An 18607-nucleotide genomic window follows, 5' to 3' on the forward strand; every position below is an offset into this window, starting at 1 on the left:
AATCCTCACAGGCGAATAGCGCCGGATCGGTGTAGGACACAACCGCAGTGGATAGTGAGTTTGCCGGAATAAATAGTCCGTTCACCGAGAAAGACGTCATAAGCCGTGAGGCGGTAAACGAGTCCATCTCCTAAACATCCAACTCCCCCGCAAACCGCGCGTTCTCTGAGATATACTCGAACCGCAGCTCGGGCTTCTTGCCCATCAGACGCTCCACCAGGTCGCCCGTCTCGCCGGGGGCGTCCTCGTCAACCGTCACCCGGATCAACTTCCGGGTCGCCGGGTCCATGGTGGTCTCCTTCAGGTCCTTGGCGTCCATCTCGCCCAGGCCCTTGAAGCGGCTGACGTCGATCTTGCCCTTGCCTCCGAGGCCCCGCTCCAGCCAGGCGTTGCGCTCGGCCTCGTCCAGGCAGTAAACACGCTTCGCCCCCTGGGTCAGGCGGTAGAGCGGCGGGCAGGCGAGGAACAGGTGGCCTGCGTCGATCATCGGCCGCATCTGGGTGAAGAAGAACGTCATCAGAAGCGACGCGATATGGGCGCCGTCCACGTCGGCGTCGGTCATGATGATGACTTTGTCATAGCGCAGGTCGTCGAGGATGAACCGCGTGCCCAGCCCCGTGCCGAGCGCCTGGGTCAGGTCGCTGATCTCGGCATTCGAGCCCAGCTTGGAGGACGCCGCGCCCAGGACGTTCAGGATCTTCCCCCGGAGCGGCAGGAGGGCCTGGGTCTTGCGGTCGCGGGCCATCTTGGCCGAGCCGCCGGCGCTGTCGCCCTCGACGATGAAGAGCTCGGTGCCCTCGCGCGCGGATTGCGAGCAATCGACCAGCTTGCCGGGCAGGCGCAGCTTCTTGGTGGCGGACTTGCGGGCCGTCTCTTTTTCCTGCCGGCGGCGCAGGCGCTCCTCGGCGCGCAGCACGAGGAAGTCGAGGATGGCACCCGCCGCCTTGGTGTCCGAGGCGAGCCAGGTGTCGAAGCGGTCGCGCACCGCGCCCTCGGTCATCTTCTGCGCGGCCTCGGTCGACAGCCGGTCCTTGGTTTGGCCCACGAAGGCGGGCTCGGCGATGAAGCAGGAGACCAGCGCGCAGCCGCCGGAGATCAGATCCTCGCGCGTGATCTGAGCGGCCTTCTTGTTGTTGGCGAGTTCCCCATAGGCCTTGATGCCCTTGAGGATCGCAGCCCAGAAGCCCGCCACATGGGTGCCGCCCTCGGGCGTGGGAACCGTGTTGCAGTAGGACTGGATGAAGCCATCGCGCGAGGGCGTCCAGTTGATCGCCCATTCGACCTTGCCCGCCTCGCCGAACTTCTGCTGGAAATCGACCGTGCCCGCGAACGCGGTGTCGGCATACGTGGTCGCGCTGCCCAGCGTCTCGGTCAGGTAGTCCGAGAGGCCGCCGGGGAAGTGGAACTTCGCCTCGGTCGGGGTCTCGCCGTCGTCCACGGCGGATTTCCAGCGGATCTCGACGCCCGAGAAGAGGTAGGCCTTGGACCGGATCGACTTGAAGAGCCGCGCGGGCTTGAGGCGCTGCTTGCCGAAGATCTCTGGGTCGGCATGAAAGGTGACGGTCGTGCCGCGGCGGTTGGGGGCCGCGCCGACCTTTTCGACTGGGCCGAGGGGGTGGCCGCGGGAGAAGCGCTGCTCATAGACCTCCCGGTCGCGGGCGACCTGAACGACCATGCTGTCCGACAGCGCGTTGACCACGGACGCGCCGACGCCGTGCAGGCCGCCGGAGGTCTGATAGGCCTTGCCGCTGAACTTTCCGCCCGCATGCAGGGTACAGAGGATCACCTCGAGCGCGGACTTGTCGGGGAACTTGGGATGCGGATCGACGGGGATGCCACGTCCGTTGTCGCGGATGGTGATGGAGTTGTCGTCGTGGAGTTCGACCTCGATGCGGTTGGCATGACCCGCAACCGCCTCGTCCATCGAGTTGTCCAGCACCTCGGCCACCATGTGGTGCAGCGCCCGCTCGTCGGTGCCGCCGATATACATGCCGGGGCGTTTGCGGACAGGCTCCAGCCCCTCCAGCACTTCGATCGAGGAGGCGTCATAGCTGGCGTCTTGGCCAGGGATATCCTTGGGCATGGGGGGCACCGCTGCTGCTCTATCTTGTGTGTTTTGCGGCAAGGATAGGCGATATGCGGGGGCCGCGCCAGAGCGGTGCTGCGTCACCCGGTCGCTGTCGGGCCCGCGCGGCGCGCCTATGTGGCGGGCATGTCGATCCTCGCCCTTCTCCTGACCGCGACGCTGTTCGGCGGCATGACGTTCTACAGCTTCGGCTTCGCGCCGGTGCTGTTCGCGCAACTCCCCACGGAGCGGGTCCGGCCGCTGCTGCGCGGCACGTTTCCGTATTACTATCTGGCGGTGATCGGGCTGTCGGCGCTTTGCGCGGTGGTGGCGCTGGCCGTGTCCGGACTGGCGGCCGGGCTGTTGGCGGCGATCTGCGCGACGACGATCTATGCGCGGCAGGTGCTGATGGGGCAGATCAACGCCGCGACGGATCGGGGTGACATGCGCGCCTTCGGTCGGCTGCATGGCATGTCGGTGGCCTTGCAGGTGGTGCAGATCGGCGTGGCGGGGTGGGCGCTGGTGCTGCTGGGCTGAAATCCGGGTTCGGCGCGGCTTTCTTCCCGTGCGCCACGCGGCTACACCCTGCGCGACCGCAAGGAGGCCCGATGGCGCGCATTCTCTTGACCGGCGGGGCCGGATATATCGGCTCGCATACCTGCGTGGCCCTCCACGAGGCGGGGCATGAGGCTGTCATCCTCGACGATTTCTCGAACGCCGACGAGAGCGTGGTGGAGCGGATCGGGCGCATCATCGGGGCGCCGCCGCCGGTCGTGAACGGCTCGATTCTGGATGGCGAGGCGGTGCGGCGCGCTTTCGCCGAGCACGCTATCGACGGCGTCATCCACTTCGCCGCCTTCAAGGCCGTGGGCGAGAGCGTGGCGAACCCGCTCGCCTATTTCGAGAACAACATCGCAGGATCGATCGCGCTGGCGCGGGCCATGCGAGAAGCGCAAGTCTGGCCTCTGGTCTTTTCATCGACGGCGACCGTCTATGGAGAGCCCGATGCCTTTCCGATCCCGGAGACGGCGCCGACTGGCTATACGTCGCCCTATGCCTTCACCAAGATCACGGTAGAGCAGATCCTGGCCCAAGCCGCCGCCGCCGACCCCTTCGTCATCGGCGCGCTGCGGTACTTCAACCCGGTTGGGGCCCATGAAAGCGCTCTGATCGGAGAGGATCCGAGGGGCATCCCGGACAATCTGATGCCCTATATGGCCAAGGTCGCGATGGGCGAGCTGGAACAGCTTTCGGTCTTCGGCGACGACTATGATACGCCTGACGGAACAGGCTTGCGCGACTACATCCATGTCATGGATTTGGCCGAGGCGCATGTCCTGTCGATGAATGCGCTGCTGGAAGGGCGCGCGCATACCCTCAACATCGGGACAGGCATCCCGACCAGCGTGTTGCAGATGCATGAGGCCTACTCGCGCGCAGTGGGGCGTGAGCTGCCGATGCGGGTCGTCCCGCGGCGTCCGGGCGATGTGCCGAGGCTCGACGCCGATCCTGCGCGCGCCCTGGAGGTGCTGGGCTTCGAGGCCAAGCGGGATCTGGATGCGATGTGCCGTGATAGCTGGCGCTGGGTCCGGGCACAGGCGGCAGGCTGGCGGCTGAACGATCCGAGCTAGAGGCGGGACCCAGACGTCGCGGGGCCGTCATCCGCTGGACGCAGGCATCCGGCTTCGAGGATCGTCCGAGCTCAGCGGTCCGGATGCCTCCGGCGGGGATATTTTGGAAGCGAAGAAGCCCGTGCTCACCGAATAGATCTTTTCCTTCAAGATTCAGAAAGTCCAAACCCGATCGTGCAGCGGTCTTCTTCGCTTTCCAAATATCCCGGGGGTGCGGGGGCGGAGCCCCCGCCGGATCGGACCGGCGTGCCGGTCCGATCCCCTCAGAGAAGGGCGCGGACACGCCTTGCGACCTCTTCGGCCGTGATCCCGAAATGCTCGTAGAGGGCGCCAGCCGGGGCGGAGGCGCCAAAGCCCTCCATCCCCACGAAATCGGCCTTGTTGGCCTTGCCGCGCTCGCCTACGAGCCACCGATCCCATCCGAAGCGGGCTGCGGCCTCGATGCCCACGCGCACGGGGCCGGCCGGAAGGACACGCTTGCGGATCTTCTCTTCCTGTTCGGCGAAGAGTTCCCAGCAGGGCATCGAGACGACGCGCGTGCCGATTCCATCTTCCTGCAGAAGCTTGCGGGCTTCCAGCGCGATGGCGACCTCCGAGCCGGTGGCGAGCAGGATCGCGACGCGCTTTCCCTCCGCTTCGGCCAGCGTGTAGGCGCCTTGTGCGACCATGTTCTTGTTCGTGTGCTCGGTCCGCAGCGTCGGCAGGCCCTGGCGGGTCAGCGACAGAACCGAAGGGGCCGATTGCGAGGTCAGGGCCAACTCCCACGCCTCGGCGGTCTCCACCGTGTCGCAGGGGCGGAATACATTCATGCCGGGGGTCGCGCGCAGCATGGCCAGATGCTCGACCGGCTGGTGGGTCGGGCCGTCTTCGCCAAGGCCGATGCTGTCATGGGTCATCACGTAGGTGACCGGCGTGCCCATCAGCGCCGAGAGCCGCATCGCGGGACGTGCGTAGTCGGCGAAACACATGAACGTCCCGCCGTAAGCCTTTACGCCGCCATGCAATTGTATACCGTTCAGCGCGGCGGCCATGCCATGTTCGCGGATGCCGAAATGGAGGTAGCGGCCCTTTCGGTCGTCGGCCGAGAAGATCCCCATGTCGTGGGTCAGCGTATTGTTCGATCCGGTCAGGTCCGCGGATCCGCCCATCGTCTCGGGCATGATCGGGTTAACGACTTCCAGCACCATCTCTGAGGATTTGCGCGTCGCGACCTTGGGGGCGCTTTCGGAGACCTGGCGCTTGAGCGCCTTGATCGTCGCGGACAGCTTCTTGGGCGCTTCGCCGCGCCGCGCGCGTTCGAACTCGGCCTTCCGGGAGGCACCCATCTCGGCGAACCGCACCTCCCATTCGGCGCGGGCCTGGGAGCCGCGGGTGCCGATCTCTTCCCATTGCTTCTTGATGTCGTCGGGAATCTCGAAGGCCGCGCCTTCCCACCCATAGGCGCGCTTGGTGGCGGCGACCATGTCCGGATCGGTGATCGCGCCATGGCCCTTGCCGGTGTCCTGAAGGGCCGAGCCCAGCGCGATATGGGTCTTGCAGGCGATCATGGTGGGCTTCTGGCCCTTCTTCGCCTGTTCGAGCGCGGCGTCGATGGCCGCTGGGTCGTGGCCGTCGCACTCGAGCACCTGCCAGCCGGACGCCTTGAAACGTGCCTTCTGGTCGGTGGAATCGGTCAGGCCGACCTGACCGTCGATGGTGATGCCGTTATCGTCGAAGAGCACGACCAGATGGCTGAGCTTGAGGTGCCCGGCCAGCGCGATCGCCTCCTGGCTGACGCCCTCCATCAGGCAGCCGTCCCCGGCGACGACCCAGGTGCGGTGATCGACGACCTTGCGGCCGTAGCGGGCGCGCAGGCGTTCTTCGGCGATGGCCATGCCGACCGCTGTGGCGATGCCCTGGCCCAGCGGGCCTGTCGTCGTCTCGATTCCCGGTGCGTGGCCGTATTCGGGGTGACCCGCGGTGATCGCGCCAAGCTGGCGGAAATCCTTGAGTTGCTGCAGCGTCATCTCGGGAAAGCCGGTCAGGTGCAGCAGCGAGTAGAGCAGCATCGACCCGTGACCGGCCGACAGCACGAAGCGGTCGCGGTCCGGCCAGTCTGGACGGGAGGCGTCAAATTTGAGGTGCTTTTCCCACAGGACGGTCGCGACATCGGCAAAGCCCATCGGCATGCCGGAATGGCCCGAATTGGCTGCGGCAACGGCGTCCAGCGTCAGCGTCCGGATCGCGCCGGCGCGGCGCCAATGCTCAGGGTTCGCGGCGCGCAGGGCGTCCAGGTCGGGGGTCTGGTCGGACATCGGGGCCTCCGTGCGGTCTGGTCCGGGACGCATTAGCAGGTGCCCGCCGGGGCGCAAGACGGCGGGGCGTTGACCCCGCGCGGCTTTGCGGCGAGTCTGCCGCGCGAAACAGCCCGAAAGAGGTGGGGACATGGCGGACGAGGCAATGCTTCGCGAGAAGCTGGAGCGGCTGGAAGCGGCACTGAACACGATGGAGGGGGCTCTGGATCGCCCCGCGCCCGTCGACCGGTCGGCGGAACTGGAGGCGGCGAAGGCCGATCTGGAGGCGGCGCAGGCCCGCATCGCCGAGTTGGAGGGGGCGCAGGCCTCGTCCGCGCCAACCACGGGCGGCGATGTCGACCGGATGCGCACCTCGCTGGAGGCGCTGGCCCAGGCGAACGAGCAATTGCGGGCACAGACGGATGGGTCGGTCGACGCCTCGTTGCGGGCCGAACTCGACGCGCTCAAGGCTGCGCGCGAAATGGACCTGTCTGAAATGAGGGCCCTTCTGGCCGAACTCGAACCGATGCTGGAGAGCGCCTGATGCCCGAGATGAATGTCGAAGTCGGCGGTAAGTCGTTCCTCGTGGCCTGCCAGGAGGGGGAGGAGCAGTTCCTGAAATCCGCCGCCGCCATGCTGGACCGGGAGGCGCGGACGTTGATGGAATCCGGCGCGCGCCTGACGACGGATCGGATGCTGCTGATGGCCGGCCTGATGCTGGCGGATCGCGCGATCTCGGCCGACGAGGAGTTGCGCACCATGGATCGGCGGCTGGCCCAACAGTCGAAGCTGATCGAGGACATGGAGGCGCGCCCGGCACCTGAGCCGGAAGTGCGAGAGGTCGTCCGCGAGGTGGAGGTCGTCCGCGAGGTCGTGCCCGACGATGTGGTGACGCGCCTCGATGAGATGCTCGAACGCGCAGAAGGGCTGGCACGGAAGGCCGGCTGAGAGCCGGTCTTCCCTCGGCCAGTCGGGCCATATCCGGGGGGCGTTTCGGCGCAGCGATCAGCGCGGAACGGCGAGACCGGCAGGACAGCTTATGGCGACGCTGGCGGTTTTCGGCCAGCGCCGCCTTGCCGGCTGACTCATCCGAGCAAGCGTGCGAACTGGCTTCTGTAGAGTTTGGACAGGTCTGCCATCGGTGCGCTGTCGCCCCCAAGGGTGATCGTCTTGCCGCCGAATTGGCCGACCATGGTCAGCGGCACGTCCGATTGACCCGCCTCGACCATCAGCGCCTCGGCGGCATCGAAGGTGACGGCCAGCAGATAGCGTCCCTGGTCCTCGCCGAAGAGGGCGGGCAACCCCTCGACATCCAGAGTCACACCGACGCCGCCCGCCTCGGCCAGCTGGAAGGCCGCAAGCGCCAGCCCGCCGTCGGAGATATCGGTGCATGCGGTGACATAGGCTGCGTTCGCAAGCAGGAATTCGCCGTGGATCCGTTCGGCCTCCAGATCGACGGGCGGGGGGGTGCCCACTTCTTGCCCGAGGGCTTCGGCGAGAAGGGCAGAGCGGCCCAGATGGCTTCCTTCGACCCCGAGCAACAGGGCGATCATGCCTTCGGCCGCGTGGCCGTCGATGCGGTTGCCGAGACGTTCCAGGAGGCCGACCGCGCCGATGGTCGGGGTGGGCAGGATGCCCGCGCCGTCCGTCTCGTTGTAGAGACTGACATTACCCGACACGACCGGCATGTCGAGCGCACGGCAGGCCTCGCCGATGCCTTCGATCGCGCCGACGAGTTGACCCATGATGGCGGGCTTCTCGGGGTTGCCGAAATTGAGATTGTCCGTGACGGCCAGAGGCCGCGCGCCGCGAGAGACGAGGTTGCGATAGGCCTCGGCCACCGCCTGCTTTCCGCCCTCGGCCGGGTCGGCGACGACATAGCGCGGCGTCACATCGGCCGTGAAGGCCAGGGCCTTGTCGGTGCCGTGCACCCGCACGAGACCTGAATCGAGACCCGGCAGGGTGACCGTATCCGCTCCGACCTGCGTGTCGTATTGCCGGATGACCCAATCCCGGGCGCAGTAATTGGCGCTGCCGACCAAGGCGCGCAGACCTTCGATAGGCTCGATATTGGGCCTGCCGGTATAGGGCTCGGACGGCGCGGTGACCTCCCACGGGCGGTCGTATTCGGGTGCCGAAGAGGCGAGCGTCGAAAGCGGCAGGTCAGCCTTGGTTTCCTCGCCGTGGACGATCAGGAAGCGGTCTTCGGCGATGGTCTCTCCGACGACGGCGAAGTCGAGATCCCATTTTTCGAAGACGGCACGGGCCGCGTCTTCCTTGTCGGGGTCGAGCACCATGAGCATCCGCTCCTGGCTTTCGGACAGCATCATCTCGTAGGCCGTCATGCCTGCCTCGCGCTGGGGCACGGCATCGAGGTCCAGTCGGATGCCGAGGCCGCCCTTGTCCCCCATCTCGACGGCAGAGCAGGTCAGGCCCGCCGCGCCCATGTCCTGGATCGAGATGACCGCGCCGGTCTGCATCAATTCCAGGGTCGCCTCCATCAGGCGCTTTTCGGTGAAGGGGTCGCCGACCTGCACGGTGGGACGCTTCTCTTCGATGGTCTCGTCGAACTCGGCGCTGGCCATGGTCGCCCCGCCGACGCCGTCGCGGCCCGTCTTCGCGCCCAGATAGACGACCGGACGGCCGACGCCGGATGCCGCGGAGTAGAAGATCTTGTCAGCCTCCGCGATGCCCGCGGCGAAGGCGTTGACGAGACAGTTGCCGTCATAGCTGCGATGGAACCGGACTTCGCCGCCCACCGTGGGCACGCCGAAGCAATTGCCGTAGCCGCCGATCCCCTCGACCACGCCATGGACCAGTTGCCGCGTCTTGGGGTGATCCGGCCGCCCGAAGCTGAGCGCGTTCATCGCCGCCATGGGCCGTGCGCCCATCGTGAACACGTCGCGCAGGATGCCGCCCACGCCGGTCGCCGCGCCCTGATAGGGCTCGATATAGGAGGGGTGGTTGTGGCTCTCCATCTTGAAGACGCAGGCCAGGCCGTCTCCGATATCCACCACGCCGGCATTCTCTCCGGGGCCGCAGATGACCTGGGGCCCCTTCGTGGGCAGGGTGCGCAGCCACTTCTTCGACGACTTGTATGAGCAATGCTCGTTCCACATCGCCGAAAAGATGCCGAGCTCCGTGAAGGTCGGCTCTCGGCCCATGATTTCGAGGATGCGGTCGTATTCGTCTGGCTTCAGCCCGTGCGCCTCGATCAACTCGGGCGTGATTGTCGGTTCTTGCATGGCGGTCCCCCGGTTGCGCAGCGGCTTATCCCACGTCGCCGGGGAGGCAAAGGGGCGCGTCCTTCAGCCGTGGAGCGCAGGTCCGATCGCCTGGGCCAGCGGTCCGAGACCTGTCGCGCGCCGCTCGTAGGCGAGGCCCAGCGTGTCCGCCGCAGCGCGCGCCTTCGCATCCAGCGCGGGGTCGTCGGTCTGGGCCAGATAGACGAGTCTGGCATAGTTGCCGAAGTAGCTGTCCCGCAGCACCGGATGGCGGTCGAGCCCAAGGGGGCGGGTCACGAAGGCGTCGAACTGTCGCGCGAGGAAATCGGTCAGGTAGAAGGCGTCGATCTCCTCGCGGACGGCGAAGGAGGGGCCTTCGTAGAACGCGTAGCAATGGGGCGCGTCGATCATCTCGACCCCATGGACCGCGCAGACCTTCGCCAGAGCGCCGCCGGTTCCGCAATCGCCGTAGGCCACGAAGCGCGTGGCGTAGCCCGTCCGTTCCACGAGGGCGGCCTCGACGGCGGGCGCGATCCGGTCCGGGTGGTTGTGCAGGATCGCGGGAAGGCATTGCAGGTCGATATGCGTCAGCCCACAGCAGTCTAGCAGCGCACGGATCTCGCGGGCAAGCGCCCCACAGGCCAGGATCAGCACGCGCCCCTCGCCCGTCGGCGGCAGCCCTTTCGTGGTCAGCACGTCGTCGATGCTGGGCGGTGGCGTCGCGCGGTTCATCGGCCGGACACCCCGCTCACCGAAGCCGAACCGCGGTGCCGTAGGCGAGAACCTCGGAGGCGGCGTTCTGAATCGTGGACGTCTCCAGGCGCATCCCGACGATGGCATCGGCACCCAGCTCCCGCGCCTGATCCAACATGCGGTCGATCGCCTGTTCGCGCGCACCGGTCAGGAGGGCGGCGTATTCCTTCACCTCTCCGCCGACGAGGTTCCTCAATCCGGCAACGATGTCGGATCCGATATGCTTGGCCCGCACGGTCGAGCCCTTGACGAGCCCCAGAGCTTCTGCGGTCTCACGGCCCGGAACGTGGTCGGTGGTGCAGACGATCATGTCAGTCCTCCGGCCCCATCTTGTCGTAGGGGTCGCGCTGACGCACCCGCTCCAACGCGATGCGGACTGCGACGAGGCCCATAAGGCCGATGGGTAGGGCCAGCAGCCAGCCCGCCGGAAACTGCCAGGACGCAGCCACCCAGGCGCCCAGCCAGATCGTGGCGCCCGCTGCGGCGACGGCGATCACCAGGATGAGAACGAGACGGTCGAGCGGCATGGGCGATCCTCCTGCGGGATATGTGGGGATGGCTCAGCCGTGATGCGAGAGGGCGCGTGCAGCGGCGGGCCGCGACGCGACGGCCGCGGCATGGCTCTGCAAGCGGGAGAAAGGCGCCAGGTCGACGCCATCACCCGGCAGCCAGCGCGCGATGGCGTGGAGGTGGAAATCGGCGACCGACACCGCCTCCAGCAACCAAGGCCCGTCGGTTATGGTCAGCATCTCTTCGGCAAGTGAGGCGCAGGCGGTCATCGTCTCGGGCACCTTCGCCGCCATTGCTTCATGCGCATCTGGATCGTCGGCCCAACGTGCGCCGCGCATCTTGTGAGCATGTGCGACGTGGAAGGTCGCCGCGCACCAAGCCATCGCCTCTCGCGCTTTCGCGGCAGCCCACGGATCGGCCGGCATGAGGTCCGCTTCCGGTGCAAGAGAGGCGATATGCTCCAGGATCGCCGGCGTCTCGGTCAAGATGCCGTCGGGTGTCACCAGAGCCGGGACCCGCAGCTTGGGATTCACCCTGGCGTAGCTCTCGGAGGTCTGCTCGGCCCGGCCGAAATCGAGCCACGCCAGCTCATGGGGCAGGCCGGTCTCTTCGAGGGCGATATGCGCGGCGACCGAGATCGTGCCGCGTGCAAGATGAAGTGTCAGCATGGCCCGACCCTGCGTCGGTCCAGGCATCGGCGCAAGCGCAATGCCGCTTCCCTTCCTGCGCGGGCTTGCCTAGGCTCCGGTCCGGACTTCCCCGGCAAACAGGGGAGGCGAACAGGGAGTTGATCATGAAAAAGCTGCTTTTGGCATCCGTGACGTCGATGGTCGCCACCGGCGCCTTCGCGGATGCGCACAGCCCCATCCAGCTCGGCGTGGCGCTGGGCTTCACCGGCCCGCTGGAAAGCCTCGCGCCCGCGATGGCAGGCGGGGCCGAAATGGCGATGAGCGAGGTCAGCGAGTCGGGCCTGCTGCTGGACGGCACGACGGTGGAGCCCGTTCGCGGCGACTCGACCTGCATCGACGCAGGTGCCGCGACCGCCGTGGGCGAGCGTCTGGTGACGGCCGACGGTGTCGAGGGGATCGTGGGCGCCATGTGCTCGGGCGCGACTGGCGCGATCCTCGCCAACGTGGCCGTTCCGAACGGCGTGGTCATGGTCTCGCCCTCGGCCACCAGCCCGGGCCTGTCCACGGCCGAGGATAACGGCCTGTTCTTCCGCACCGCCCCGTCGGATGCGCGTCAGGGCGTCATCATCTCGGATATCTTGCAAGAGAACGGCGTGTCTTCGGTCGCGGTGACCTATACCAACAACGATTACGGCAAGGGTCTGGCCGACAGCTTCCAGGCCGCCTTCGAAGAGGCCGGCGGCGAGGTCACGATCAACGCCGCTCACGAGGACGGGAAGGCCGACTATTCGGCCGAGATCGGCGCCTTGTCCGCGGCTGGCGGTGAAGTGCTGGTCGTAGCGGGCTACGTCGATCAGGGCGGGTCGGGGATCATCCGCGCCGCGCTCGATTCCGGGGCGTTCGATACCTTCTACTTCCCCGACGGCATGGTTTCCGAGGCGCTGGTCGAGAATTTCGGCTCCGAGATCGACGGCTCCTACGGGGCGAACCCGGGCACCGACAGCCCCGGCGCGCAGATCTTCCAGGATATGGCCTCCGAGGCGGGCTTCGACGGCACGTCCCCGTTCTCGGCCGAGAGCTACGACGCCGCCGCTTTGATCATGCTCGCGATGGCCGCGGCCGAGTCCACGGATCCGCAGGTCTACAAGGACAGCGTGATGGACGTCGCCAACGCGCCGGGAGAGCAGATCCTGCCGGGCGAATTGGGCAAGGCGCTGGAGATCATCGCGGGCGGCGGCGACGTCGATTATGTCGGCGCCTCCGCCGTGGAACTGATTGGACCGGGTGAATCGGCGGGCAATTACCGTCAGATCACCATCACGGACGGCGCGCTGGAGGTGGTCGGCTTCCGCTGATCCAACTGTTCCGCACGGTCTGGGCCCTGGCGGAAACGCCGGGGCCCTTTTGCGTCGCCCTGCTCTGCGTGCCGGGGGGCAAGGCCCGTGGAGAGGCGGCTGGTGCGTCGGACCGGATCCAGACCCTTCTCAGGTCTCTCCCCGGCGCTCACGATGACCTTCCAGGTCATGGTCCGCGATCCTGATGAGCCGTTCGAGTGGTGGCTGAGAACCCGCTCGGCGTCATTTCGGGACGTCCCTTCAAATTGCCTCGACATACGGTACTCGCTGATCTCGATCGCGGGCTCGGAAGGACCGTGAGCAAACGTGCGGGGTCCGACGCACCCGTATGGCGCAAGCCGATCAAGTGTCATCCGCGCGCGTGGCGCGCGAACGCCATCCGGGCGGTCGGCGCCTCCTTCCGCGCCCACCTGCCGTGGTCGACTTGCCCGACGACCGGCTGGTGTCAGTCCTTTTTTCGGTGCGCGGTCAGACGGTTGACCCGGGCCGGAGAGGCCCCGGCTTGATGCCGACCGGCCCGGCGGGAGCATCGCCTTGGGCCGACATCGGCATCGGCCTTCGAGGTGTCGCGTCAAAGGTCCGAACGTGGTCCGGGTCAGCCTACCACGGAAACCTCTTCAGCCTTCGTCGGGGCATCTGGTGCCTCGCGCCTTCGAGATGTTGAACCGGAAGGGGAGAGTACGGGGGCTCGATAACCTTTTCGGCCACATATCCGGCCCCGCCCGCCGAAAGAAGAGCGTGCGATCTGCCGACCCGATCCACCGCCGCTTGGAGATCACGCCCCACTTAGCCCGTTAGCCACCGCCGCGTCGGCGCGTCGCGACAAGTCTTGCGCGCCCGCGCAGGCAGGTTCGCCTGCCGGTCTATCCCGGTTGGAGCCGGCTGTGCGCTAAGATGGGAAACCATGCCTACCTGTCGCCGAAGGCCCCGCGGAACGGGCGCAGGATCGGATCGGCCGCGTATTCAAGCACGGTCCGGGAGCCTGTCACGATCGAGGCCTGGACTTCCATTCCAGCCTTGAGAGGATGAACCGTGCCATCCAGGCCGATCAGTTCCTCTCCCAGATCGACGCGGACGCGGAAATACATCTCGTGCAACTCGTTCTCGGCAGAGGTCGCCGAGATCTGGGCGACCTTTCCTTCGAGGGTACCGAAGCGTTTCGCCAAATAGGTCGTGACGCGGACCTCCACACGGTGGCCGACCTCGACGTGGCCGATATCGCGAGGCTTGAGGCGAAGCTCGGCGATCAGCCGCTCACCCGTCGGCAGAATCTCCGCGACCAGTCCGCCCGGCTCGATCACCTCTCCGGGGGCGTTCAGATAGAGCGATTGCACGACGCCCCCGATCGAACTCCGGACCCAGAGGCGGTCATTCCGCGTCCGGTTGTCGTTGATGGCCCGGTTGATCGTCGCGAGCTCTTCGGAGTTCTGTTCGATATCGCCCAGAACAGTGTCCCGGGTCCGAGCGAGCAATTCGAGCAATTCGTTCACCGCGTCACGTCTTGCCCCGCGCGCCTCCTCGAGGTTGGACATGGCGCTGAGGCGCGTCGCTGCGAGGTCGGATTGTCTCAATTGCATCGCGAGATGATCGCGTTCCGGTAGCAGACCCTTGCCCGACAGGCTCGCGATCATCGCATATTCCCGGTCCTGCAACGTCTCGCGATGGGCCACGTTCTCGATGAGGGCTTCCGCGGCGCTGATCCGCAGGTCCAATGCGGCGATCCGGTCGGAAATCCGGCGCCGCGTCGCCTCGTAGGCGCGAAGCCGCGCGTCGGCGCGAATATCCGTCTCCTGGCTGTCGACCGGCCGGAACGCGTCTGTTCCGATCGCATCGAAAATCTTCTGGTTTCGGATCATCGAGCGTCGAACGACATTCTCTCGCGCCCGCAGATTGTCGTGCTCCGCGGCGACATCGTATTCCTTGAGACGAACGATCGGGACCTGAGGTCCGATCAGCTTCCCTTCCTCCACGAGGATTTTGTCGACGACGCCGCCGTCGATATGCTCCACCCGTCGCAGGGCGCCGGTGGGCTGGATCGTTCCGCTGGCGAAGGCGATTTCAGGAAGTTCTGCGTTTGCAGCCCAGACGACGCCGCCGACGAGCAGGAGAAGCACGGTCCTGATCGTCAGTCGGGCCGTGGCCGGGACATGGCGGCTTTTACGCCCTGTCAGCGGGTCCTTGGATGTCATCGGTGGCCTCCGGGGTCCAGCAGGGCGGCGACGCGACTTCTTCCGCGCGCGCCCCGCTCGTTCAGCACGATCCGGCCGCGGCTGAGCACGACGAAGCGATCTCCGAGTTCGAGATCTTCCGGATCATTGGATATCAGCAAGACCGCGCCGCCCTTGTCCGCACGGCGACGGATCGCGGTCCGGACCGTCTCGGCGGGGGCGGGAGCGAGGCCCGCTGTCGGGCTGTCGAAGATGAAGACGGGCCCTGGCCTAAGGAATGTCATCGCCAGCGAGATCTTGTGCCGCATCGCATCCGGCAGGACTGGGTCGAGACCTCTCCCCAGTTCGGTGGACAAGCCGTCAGGGAGGCTGTCGATCTCATCGAGCACACCGGCCTCGCCAAGGGCCGCGCGAAGTTCATCTTCGGTGGCGAGCGGTGACGCGAAGCGGAGATTCTGGCGCAAAGTGCCTGGAAAGGCCTGAGGCATTTGAGGACAGAACGCGATGCGTTCCCGCAGATCATCCACGGGGACCTGGCGGATCATCCGTCCCGCCATCAGGACGCGGCCCGCGCTGGGCTGGTGAAGGCCGGCGACGAGTTCTGCGAGGCAGGTCTTCCCCGACATCGTGCGGCCTGACACCACGATGATCTGGCCGGCCTGAACCTCGAGCGAGACGCCGAGAAGGGCAGGCATCGCCGTCTCGGGGAACCGAAGCGTGACCTGTTCCAACTGGATCGGTGGCGCGATATCGACTGGAGGCAGAGGAGACACGCCGCGTTGCTTTTCCTGCGGAAGTGACAAGAGCCCGTCGATCGTCCGGATCCCCTCGGCGACGGAGACGGCCTGCTGCGTCGCGCTGGTGAGCATCTGAACAGGCGTCAGAAATCGCCAGACGAGAATGAGGATCGCGACAAGCACCCCGAGACGCAGTTCGCCCTGAACCGCATATCGCGTCGCCAGATAGCAAGCCCCGATCCCCGATACCATCAGGAGCGCTTGCAGGCCGAAGGCGGTCAATTGCCGAAGCGCGCGGGCGGATCGGTCCGCGTCGAGATAACGTTCCAGACCGACGTCCAGCTCGGCCCGCTTGGTGTCGCGCATGGCCTCGTGGCGCATCTCGACCTGTTTTTCGATCGCTTCTTCGACATTCTGGCGGTAGCTCTCCAGCGCCTTGGAGAGCGCTGCATCGCGGCGCCGCTGCGCCGGCGCGATCATCAGAAGGATCAGAAGGCTCACAACGCCGCAGGTCAGTGCGATCCAGCCGATACCCGGTGCGATGAGAAACAGGACCGCACCGAAGACGGGGAGAGAGGGCAGATCGAGTGCGGCCTGAGCCAGAGGCCCGGAAAACGCGTCGCGGATCCCTTCGAACCGACGCAGCCGGGCCTGCAGGACGGACGCGGCGGTTCTGTTCAGTGTGGACAAAGGAAGGGAAATCATCTTGCGCAGAAGGGCGAGGCCCATCCGATCCTCGAATTCCGAGACGAGATGGACGATCGCGCCTCTGCGGATCCGGCGGGCGATGATCTCGATCGCATAGGCGAGGCCCAGGCCGACGGCGAGGGCCGACAGGGTCTCGACCGAGCGGGCCGGAAGGGCGGTGTCGTAGACCGTCATGACGAAAAGCGGCGTAATCAGACCGAGCGCATTCACGAGAACGGCGATCAGAAGCATGGGCCAGACGTGGGGCAGCATCCCGAGCAGCGTGGCTGCGACGGACGTGGCCTCTTCCGTCCTCTCGGCATCGTCGGCGGGCGTGATGGACACCCGGAGAAGCGGTCCCTGCGGGAGCCCGATCCATCGGGCCGGCCTATGACCGGTCGCCCCGACCCGCAGACCGAGATCCCGATGAGAATCGACCACGAAATGGGATGTTCCATCGGCCTCGACCAACAGGAAGGGGAAGGGGCCTTCCATCGCCGTCTTCGCGTCGATGGGATGCCGTTCGAAGGGGATGTCCAGGCGGTCGAGGGTCGCTGCGATATCGGGGCCGGAGATGTCCGGGCCGTCGGTGCGCATGGCCGTGCTGATCTGCCCAAGCGACGCAAACCAGCCGGCCTGGGTCACGAGGGCGAGCAGGTTCTCCGCTGCGGCGCGGATCGACGCGCTTCGCAGGGGACGCGCCGCCGTCTTCTTCACATCGGTCCCGATCACGAGGCGACCTTGTCGACCTCGGGCGTGCCCATCGCGGAGAGCCAGGCGCGATCGGACTCCGTGGGACCGGTACGATGGGCGGGCCGGGACAGGTGCGGCGGGTGATTGGCCCGCAACTCGATATGAAGATCGGCCATCTCGGTCAGGGTTTCATTCGGGTTGGCGATGACGACGGTGGTCAGGCCCTTGGTCATCAGGAGATGATCGGCGAGAAGACGTGCGCCAAGCGGATCCAGATCGGCGGTCGGTGTGTCGAGCAGAAGCAGCTCCGCATCCGATGCGAGGGCTGCCGCCAGACTGATCTTCTTGACGAGGCCGGGACTGCAGATGCCGGCTTTGCCGCCGTCATGGCGCCAGTCGATCCCTTCGGGAAGCATGTCGATTTCCGCATGCACGTCGAGAAGCCCGGATACCGCCTGTGCATCCACGATATTTGTGAGGTGGGCGGCGAGATTCTGCCGGATTGTCCCACGATAGAGTGTCGGAGTCCGGGAGACCTTGACGACCGAGCGGAGCGGCTCGCCCGGTGCCGGGCCCAGGTCTGGCCTTGCGCCGTCCACGTGGATCCGCCCGGCCCTCGGGATCTGCTCTCCTGCGAGCATTCGGAGAATGGCCGAGGGGTCGTCCATCCTGTCTCCGCCTATCGTGACGACCGTTCCTCGCGCGATGGCGATCGAGAGAGCGTCGGGAAGATCGGGAAGGTCCTTTCCCGCCCGCCAGTCCAGGTCCCGGATCACGATCAGGTCGTCCGATCGGCCCCCTGCTCGCGGACGGGGTCTGACATCCGGGACTGCCAGAAGCCGCCGGAGCGTGCGGCGGGTTTCGTGCGCCTGTCCCAGATCGCCATCGGCGAGCAAGGCCTGCAGGAAGGGCTGAACGGAGCGGCCCGATAGCATGATGCAAGCGGCGAGGCTGCCCAGGTTCAAGGCATCCACGATCACAAGATAGCCCCCCGCGAGCGACAGCGCTCCGGTCGCGATCTGGCCCGCCATTGCCGACGTCGTGTATCCCGAATCCGCGATCCGCGTCAGCTTTCGCTGTGCCTCGGTCGCGTCGAAATGCAAGGCGGCATAGCGGGACATGATCCGCATTTCGCCGACGAGCAGCTTCAACGTCCGGATGCGGGCGAGAGTGTCCCTGACCAGCGTGCTGCGCCTCTCTGCGTTCCGATCCTTCGCGCGAACTGCCGCGCGATGCCGCGGCCGGAAATAGAAGCCGATTGCCCCGATCGTCAGAATCGTCACGATCGGGATAGCGACCAACCATCCTGCGAGAGCTGCGATGATCGCGAGGTAGACGGCGGAAAAGGCGAGATCGATGCGTCCCAGAGCTGACTGCCCGGACAGGATTACGCGGAGCCGGGACGAGGACAGCAGATCCCTTTGCAAGCGGCTGCTTCCGATGCGTTGAAGGGCGAGCAGATCTCCGAAGAAGAGCCGGTCGAGCAGGCGCCGCGCCAGCCGTTCCTCCGCCGCGCGGCCTATGCCGAGCACGATCCGCGCCCGCATGATCTTTAGCAGGGCGTCGAGCACGACGACGCAGACCATGACGACGAATAGCGCATCTAGGGTCGCGAGGCTCGCATTGGGCAGGACGCGGTCGAAGATCTGGAGCATCGCGATCGGGATCGCGAGACCGAGCGCATTGATCAGAAGCGAAGCGACGAGACCATCGGCATCTAGGTTGGATTTTCCAAATCCGTCACAGTCTCGCTCCGATTTGTTCACCTGACACTCCGACTCACCGGCGAGATCTCATTGAGCGGCGACCGTAGGGTCATCGGCTTAATAATTAGCAAATCTCCGGTACTGCGCCTCGTGCGCTCCGGGTGGCCCGCCCGAAG

At 66.4% G+C, this 18607-nt stretch carries 15 protein-coding genes; 5 read left to right on the forward strand and 10 right to left on the reverse strand.

The window, feature by feature from the left end; all coding sequences use genetic code 11:
* Positions 1 to 130: 130 nt before the first annotated feature.
* Positions 131 to 2083 (reverse strand): DNA topoisomerase IV subunit B, encoded by a 1953-nt coding sequence (gene parE / locus jaqu_RS04760; protein ID WP_043917799.1) that lies wholly within the window; start codon positions 2081 to 2083, stop codon positions 131 to 133.
* A gap of 75 nt (positions 2084 to 2158) precedes the next feature.
* On the opposite strand from parE, the gene jaqu_RS04765 reads away from it, so the two are divergent.
* Both jaqu_RS04765 and galE read left to right on the forward strand, forming a co-directional pair.
* Positions 2159 to 2602: a DUF4149 domain-containing protein gene (locus tag jaqu_RS04765; protein WP_236687792.1), complete on the forward strand. Its 444-nt coding sequence runs from the start codon at positions 2159 to 2161 to the stop codon at positions 2600 to 2602.
* A gap of 71 nt (positions 2603 to 2673) precedes the next feature.
* Positions 2674 to 3696 (forward strand): UDP-glucose 4-epimerase GalE, encoded by a 1023-nt coding sequence (galE, locus tag jaqu_RS04770; RefSeq protein ID WP_043917800.1) that lies wholly within the window; start codon positions 2674 to 2676, stop codon positions 3694 to 3696.
* Between the two features lie 263 nt (positions 3697 to 3959).
* On the opposite strand, the gene tkt is transcribed toward galE, so the two are convergent.
* Positions 3960 to 5990 carry a transketolase gene (gene tkt, locus jaqu_RS04775; protein ID WP_043917801.1) on the reverse strand — a complete coding sequence of 677 codons (2031 nt, stop codon included), beginning with the start codon at positions 5988 to 5990 and terminating at the stop codon, positions 3960 to 3962.
* A gap of 130 nt (positions 5991 to 6120) precedes the next feature.
* Here tkt and jaqu_RS20490 point away from each other — a divergent pair, with 130 nt between their 5' ends.
* Both jaqu_RS20490 and jaqu_RS04785 read left to right on the forward strand, forming a co-directional pair.
* Entirely contained in the window at positions 6121 to 6513 is a 393-nt protein-coding gene (locus jaqu_RS20490; protein ID WP_052500779.1) for a hypothetical protein, read from the forward strand.
* On the forward strand, positions 6513 to 6917 hold the full coding sequence (locus jaqu_RS04785) for a cell division protein ZapA (RefSeq protein ID WP_043917802.1): 405 nt from the start codon (positions 6513 to 6515) through the stop codon (positions 6915 to 6917). Before jaqu_RS20490 ends, jaqu_RS04785 begins: the two co-directional genes overlap by 1 nt.
* A gap of 137 nt (positions 6918 to 7054) precedes the next feature.
* On the opposite strand, the gene purL is transcribed toward jaqu_RS04785, so the two are convergent.
* From purL to jaqu_RS04810, 5 genes are all read right to left on the reverse strand, one after another.
* Entirely contained in the window at positions 7055 to 9214 is a 2160-nt protein-coding gene (gene purL, locus jaqu_RS04790; RefSeq protein ID WP_043917803.1) for a phosphoribosylformylglycinamidine synthase subunit PurL, read from the reverse strand.
* A gap of 63 nt (positions 9215 to 9277) precedes the next feature.
* Positions 9278 to 9925: a DUF1638 domain-containing protein gene (locus jaqu_RS04795; protein WP_043917804.1), complete on the reverse strand. Its 648-nt coding sequence runs from the start codon at positions 9923 to 9925 to the stop codon at positions 9278 to 9280.
* 16 nt (positions 9926 to 9941) lie between these two features.
* The gene (locus jaqu_RS04800; protein ID WP_043917805.1) at positions 9942 to 10256 is read right to left on the reverse strand and encodes a YbjQ family protein; all 315 of its coding nucleotides are present in this window, start codon (positions 10254 to 10256) and stop codon (positions 9942 to 9944) included.
* A 1-nt stretch (position 10257) separates the two neighbouring features.
* Positions 10258 to 10473, reverse strand: coding sequence for a hypothetical protein (locus jaqu_RS04805; protein WP_043917806.1), 216 nt, complete (start codon positions 10471 to 10473; stop codon positions 10258 to 10260).
* A gap of 33 nt (positions 10474 to 10506) precedes the next feature.
* Positions 10507 to 11124, reverse strand: coding sequence for a glutathione S-transferase family protein (locus jaqu_RS04810; RefSeq protein WP_043917930.1), 618 nt, complete (start codon positions 11122 to 11124; stop codon positions 10507 to 10509).
* Positions 11125 to 11249: 125 nt separating this feature from the next.
* On the opposite strand from jaqu_RS04810, the gene jaqu_RS04815 reads away from it, so the two are divergent.
* Complete coding sequence (locus tag jaqu_RS04815; RefSeq protein WP_043917807.1) at positions 11250 to 12440, forward strand: ABC transporter substrate-binding protein; 1191 nt, start codon at positions 11250 to 11252, stop codon at positions 12438 to 12440.
* A 908-nt stretch (positions 12441 to 13348) separates the two neighbouring features.
* On the opposite strand, the gene jaqu_RS04820 is transcribed toward jaqu_RS04815, so the two are convergent.
* The 3 genes from jaqu_RS04820 to jaqu_RS04830 are packed head-to-tail and all read right to left on the reverse strand — an operon-like array spanning position 13349 to position 18491.
* Entirely contained in the window at positions 13349 to 14629 is a 1281-nt protein-coding gene (locus tag jaqu_RS04820; RefSeq protein ID WP_043917808.1) for an HlyD family type I secretion periplasmic adaptor subunit, read from the reverse strand.
* Complete coding sequence (locus jaqu_RS04825) at positions 14626 to 16764, reverse strand: ABC transporter transmembrane domain-containing protein (protein WP_043917809.1); 2139 nt, start codon at positions 16762 to 16764, stop codon at positions 14626 to 14628. Before jaqu_RS04825 ends, jaqu_RS04820 begins: the two co-directional genes overlap by 4 nt.
* Complete coding sequence (locus jaqu_RS04830) at positions 16761 to 18491, reverse strand: ABC transporter transmembrane domain-containing protein (protein WP_043917810.1); 1731 nt, start codon at positions 18489 to 18491, stop codon at positions 16761 to 16763. The genes jaqu_RS04825 and jaqu_RS04830 overlap by 4 nt, the downstream gene beginning before the upstream one ends.
* Between the last annotated feature and the right edge of the window lie 116 nt (positions 18492 to 18607).

The sequence above is a fragment of the Jannaschia aquimarina genome (assembly GCF_000877395.1).
Taxonomy (GTDB): Bacteria; Pseudomonadota; Alphaproteobacteria; order Rhodobacterales; family Rhodobacteraceae; genus Jannaschia; species Jannaschia aquimarina.

Coding starts and splice junctions, on each gene's coding strand:
- parE (WP_043917799.1), bottom strand. CDS start 2,083: ATGCCCAAGGATATCCCTGGCCAAGACGCCAGCTATGACGCCTCCTCG.
- galE (WP_043917800.1), top strand. CDS start 2,674: ATGGCGCGCATTCTCTTGACCGGCGGGGCCGGATATATCGGCTCGCAT.
- tkt (WP_043917801.1), bottom strand. CDS start 5,990: ATGTCCGACCAGACCCCCGACCTGGACGCCCTGCGCGCCGCGAACCCT.
- jaqu_RS20490 (WP_052500779.1), top strand. CDS start 6,121: ATGGCGGACGAGGCAATGCTTCGCGAGAAGCTGGAGCGGCTGGAAGCG.
- jaqu_RS04785 (WP_043917802.1), top strand. CDS start 6,513: ATGCCCGAGATGAATGTCGAAGTCGGCGGTAAGTCGTTCCTCGTGGCC.
- purL (WP_043917803.1), bottom strand. CDS start 9,214: ATGCAAGAACCGACAATCACGCCCGAGTTGATCGAGGCGCACGGGCTG.
- jaqu_RS04795 (WP_043917804.1), bottom strand. CDS start 9,925: ATGAACCGCGCGACGCCACCGCCCAGCATCGACGACGTGCTGACCACG.
- jaqu_RS04800 (WP_043917805.1), bottom strand. CDS start 10,256: ATGATCGTCTGCACCACCGACCACGTTCCGGGCCGTGAGACCGCAGAA.
- jaqu_RS04805 (WP_043917806.1), bottom strand. CDS start 10,473: ATGCCGCTCGACCGTCTCGTTCTCATCCTGGTGATCGCCGTCGCCGCA.
- jaqu_RS04810 (WP_043917930.1), bottom strand. CDS start 11,124: ATGCTGACACTTCATCTTGCACGCGGCACGATCTCGGTCGCCGCGCAT.
- jaqu_RS04815 (WP_043917807.1), top strand. CDS start 11,250: ATGAAAAAGCTGCTTTTGGCATCCGTGACGTCGATGGTCGCCACCGGC.
- jaqu_RS04820 (WP_043917808.1), bottom strand. CDS start 14,629: ATGACATCCAAGGACCCGCTGACAGGGCGTAAAAGCCGCCATGTCCCG.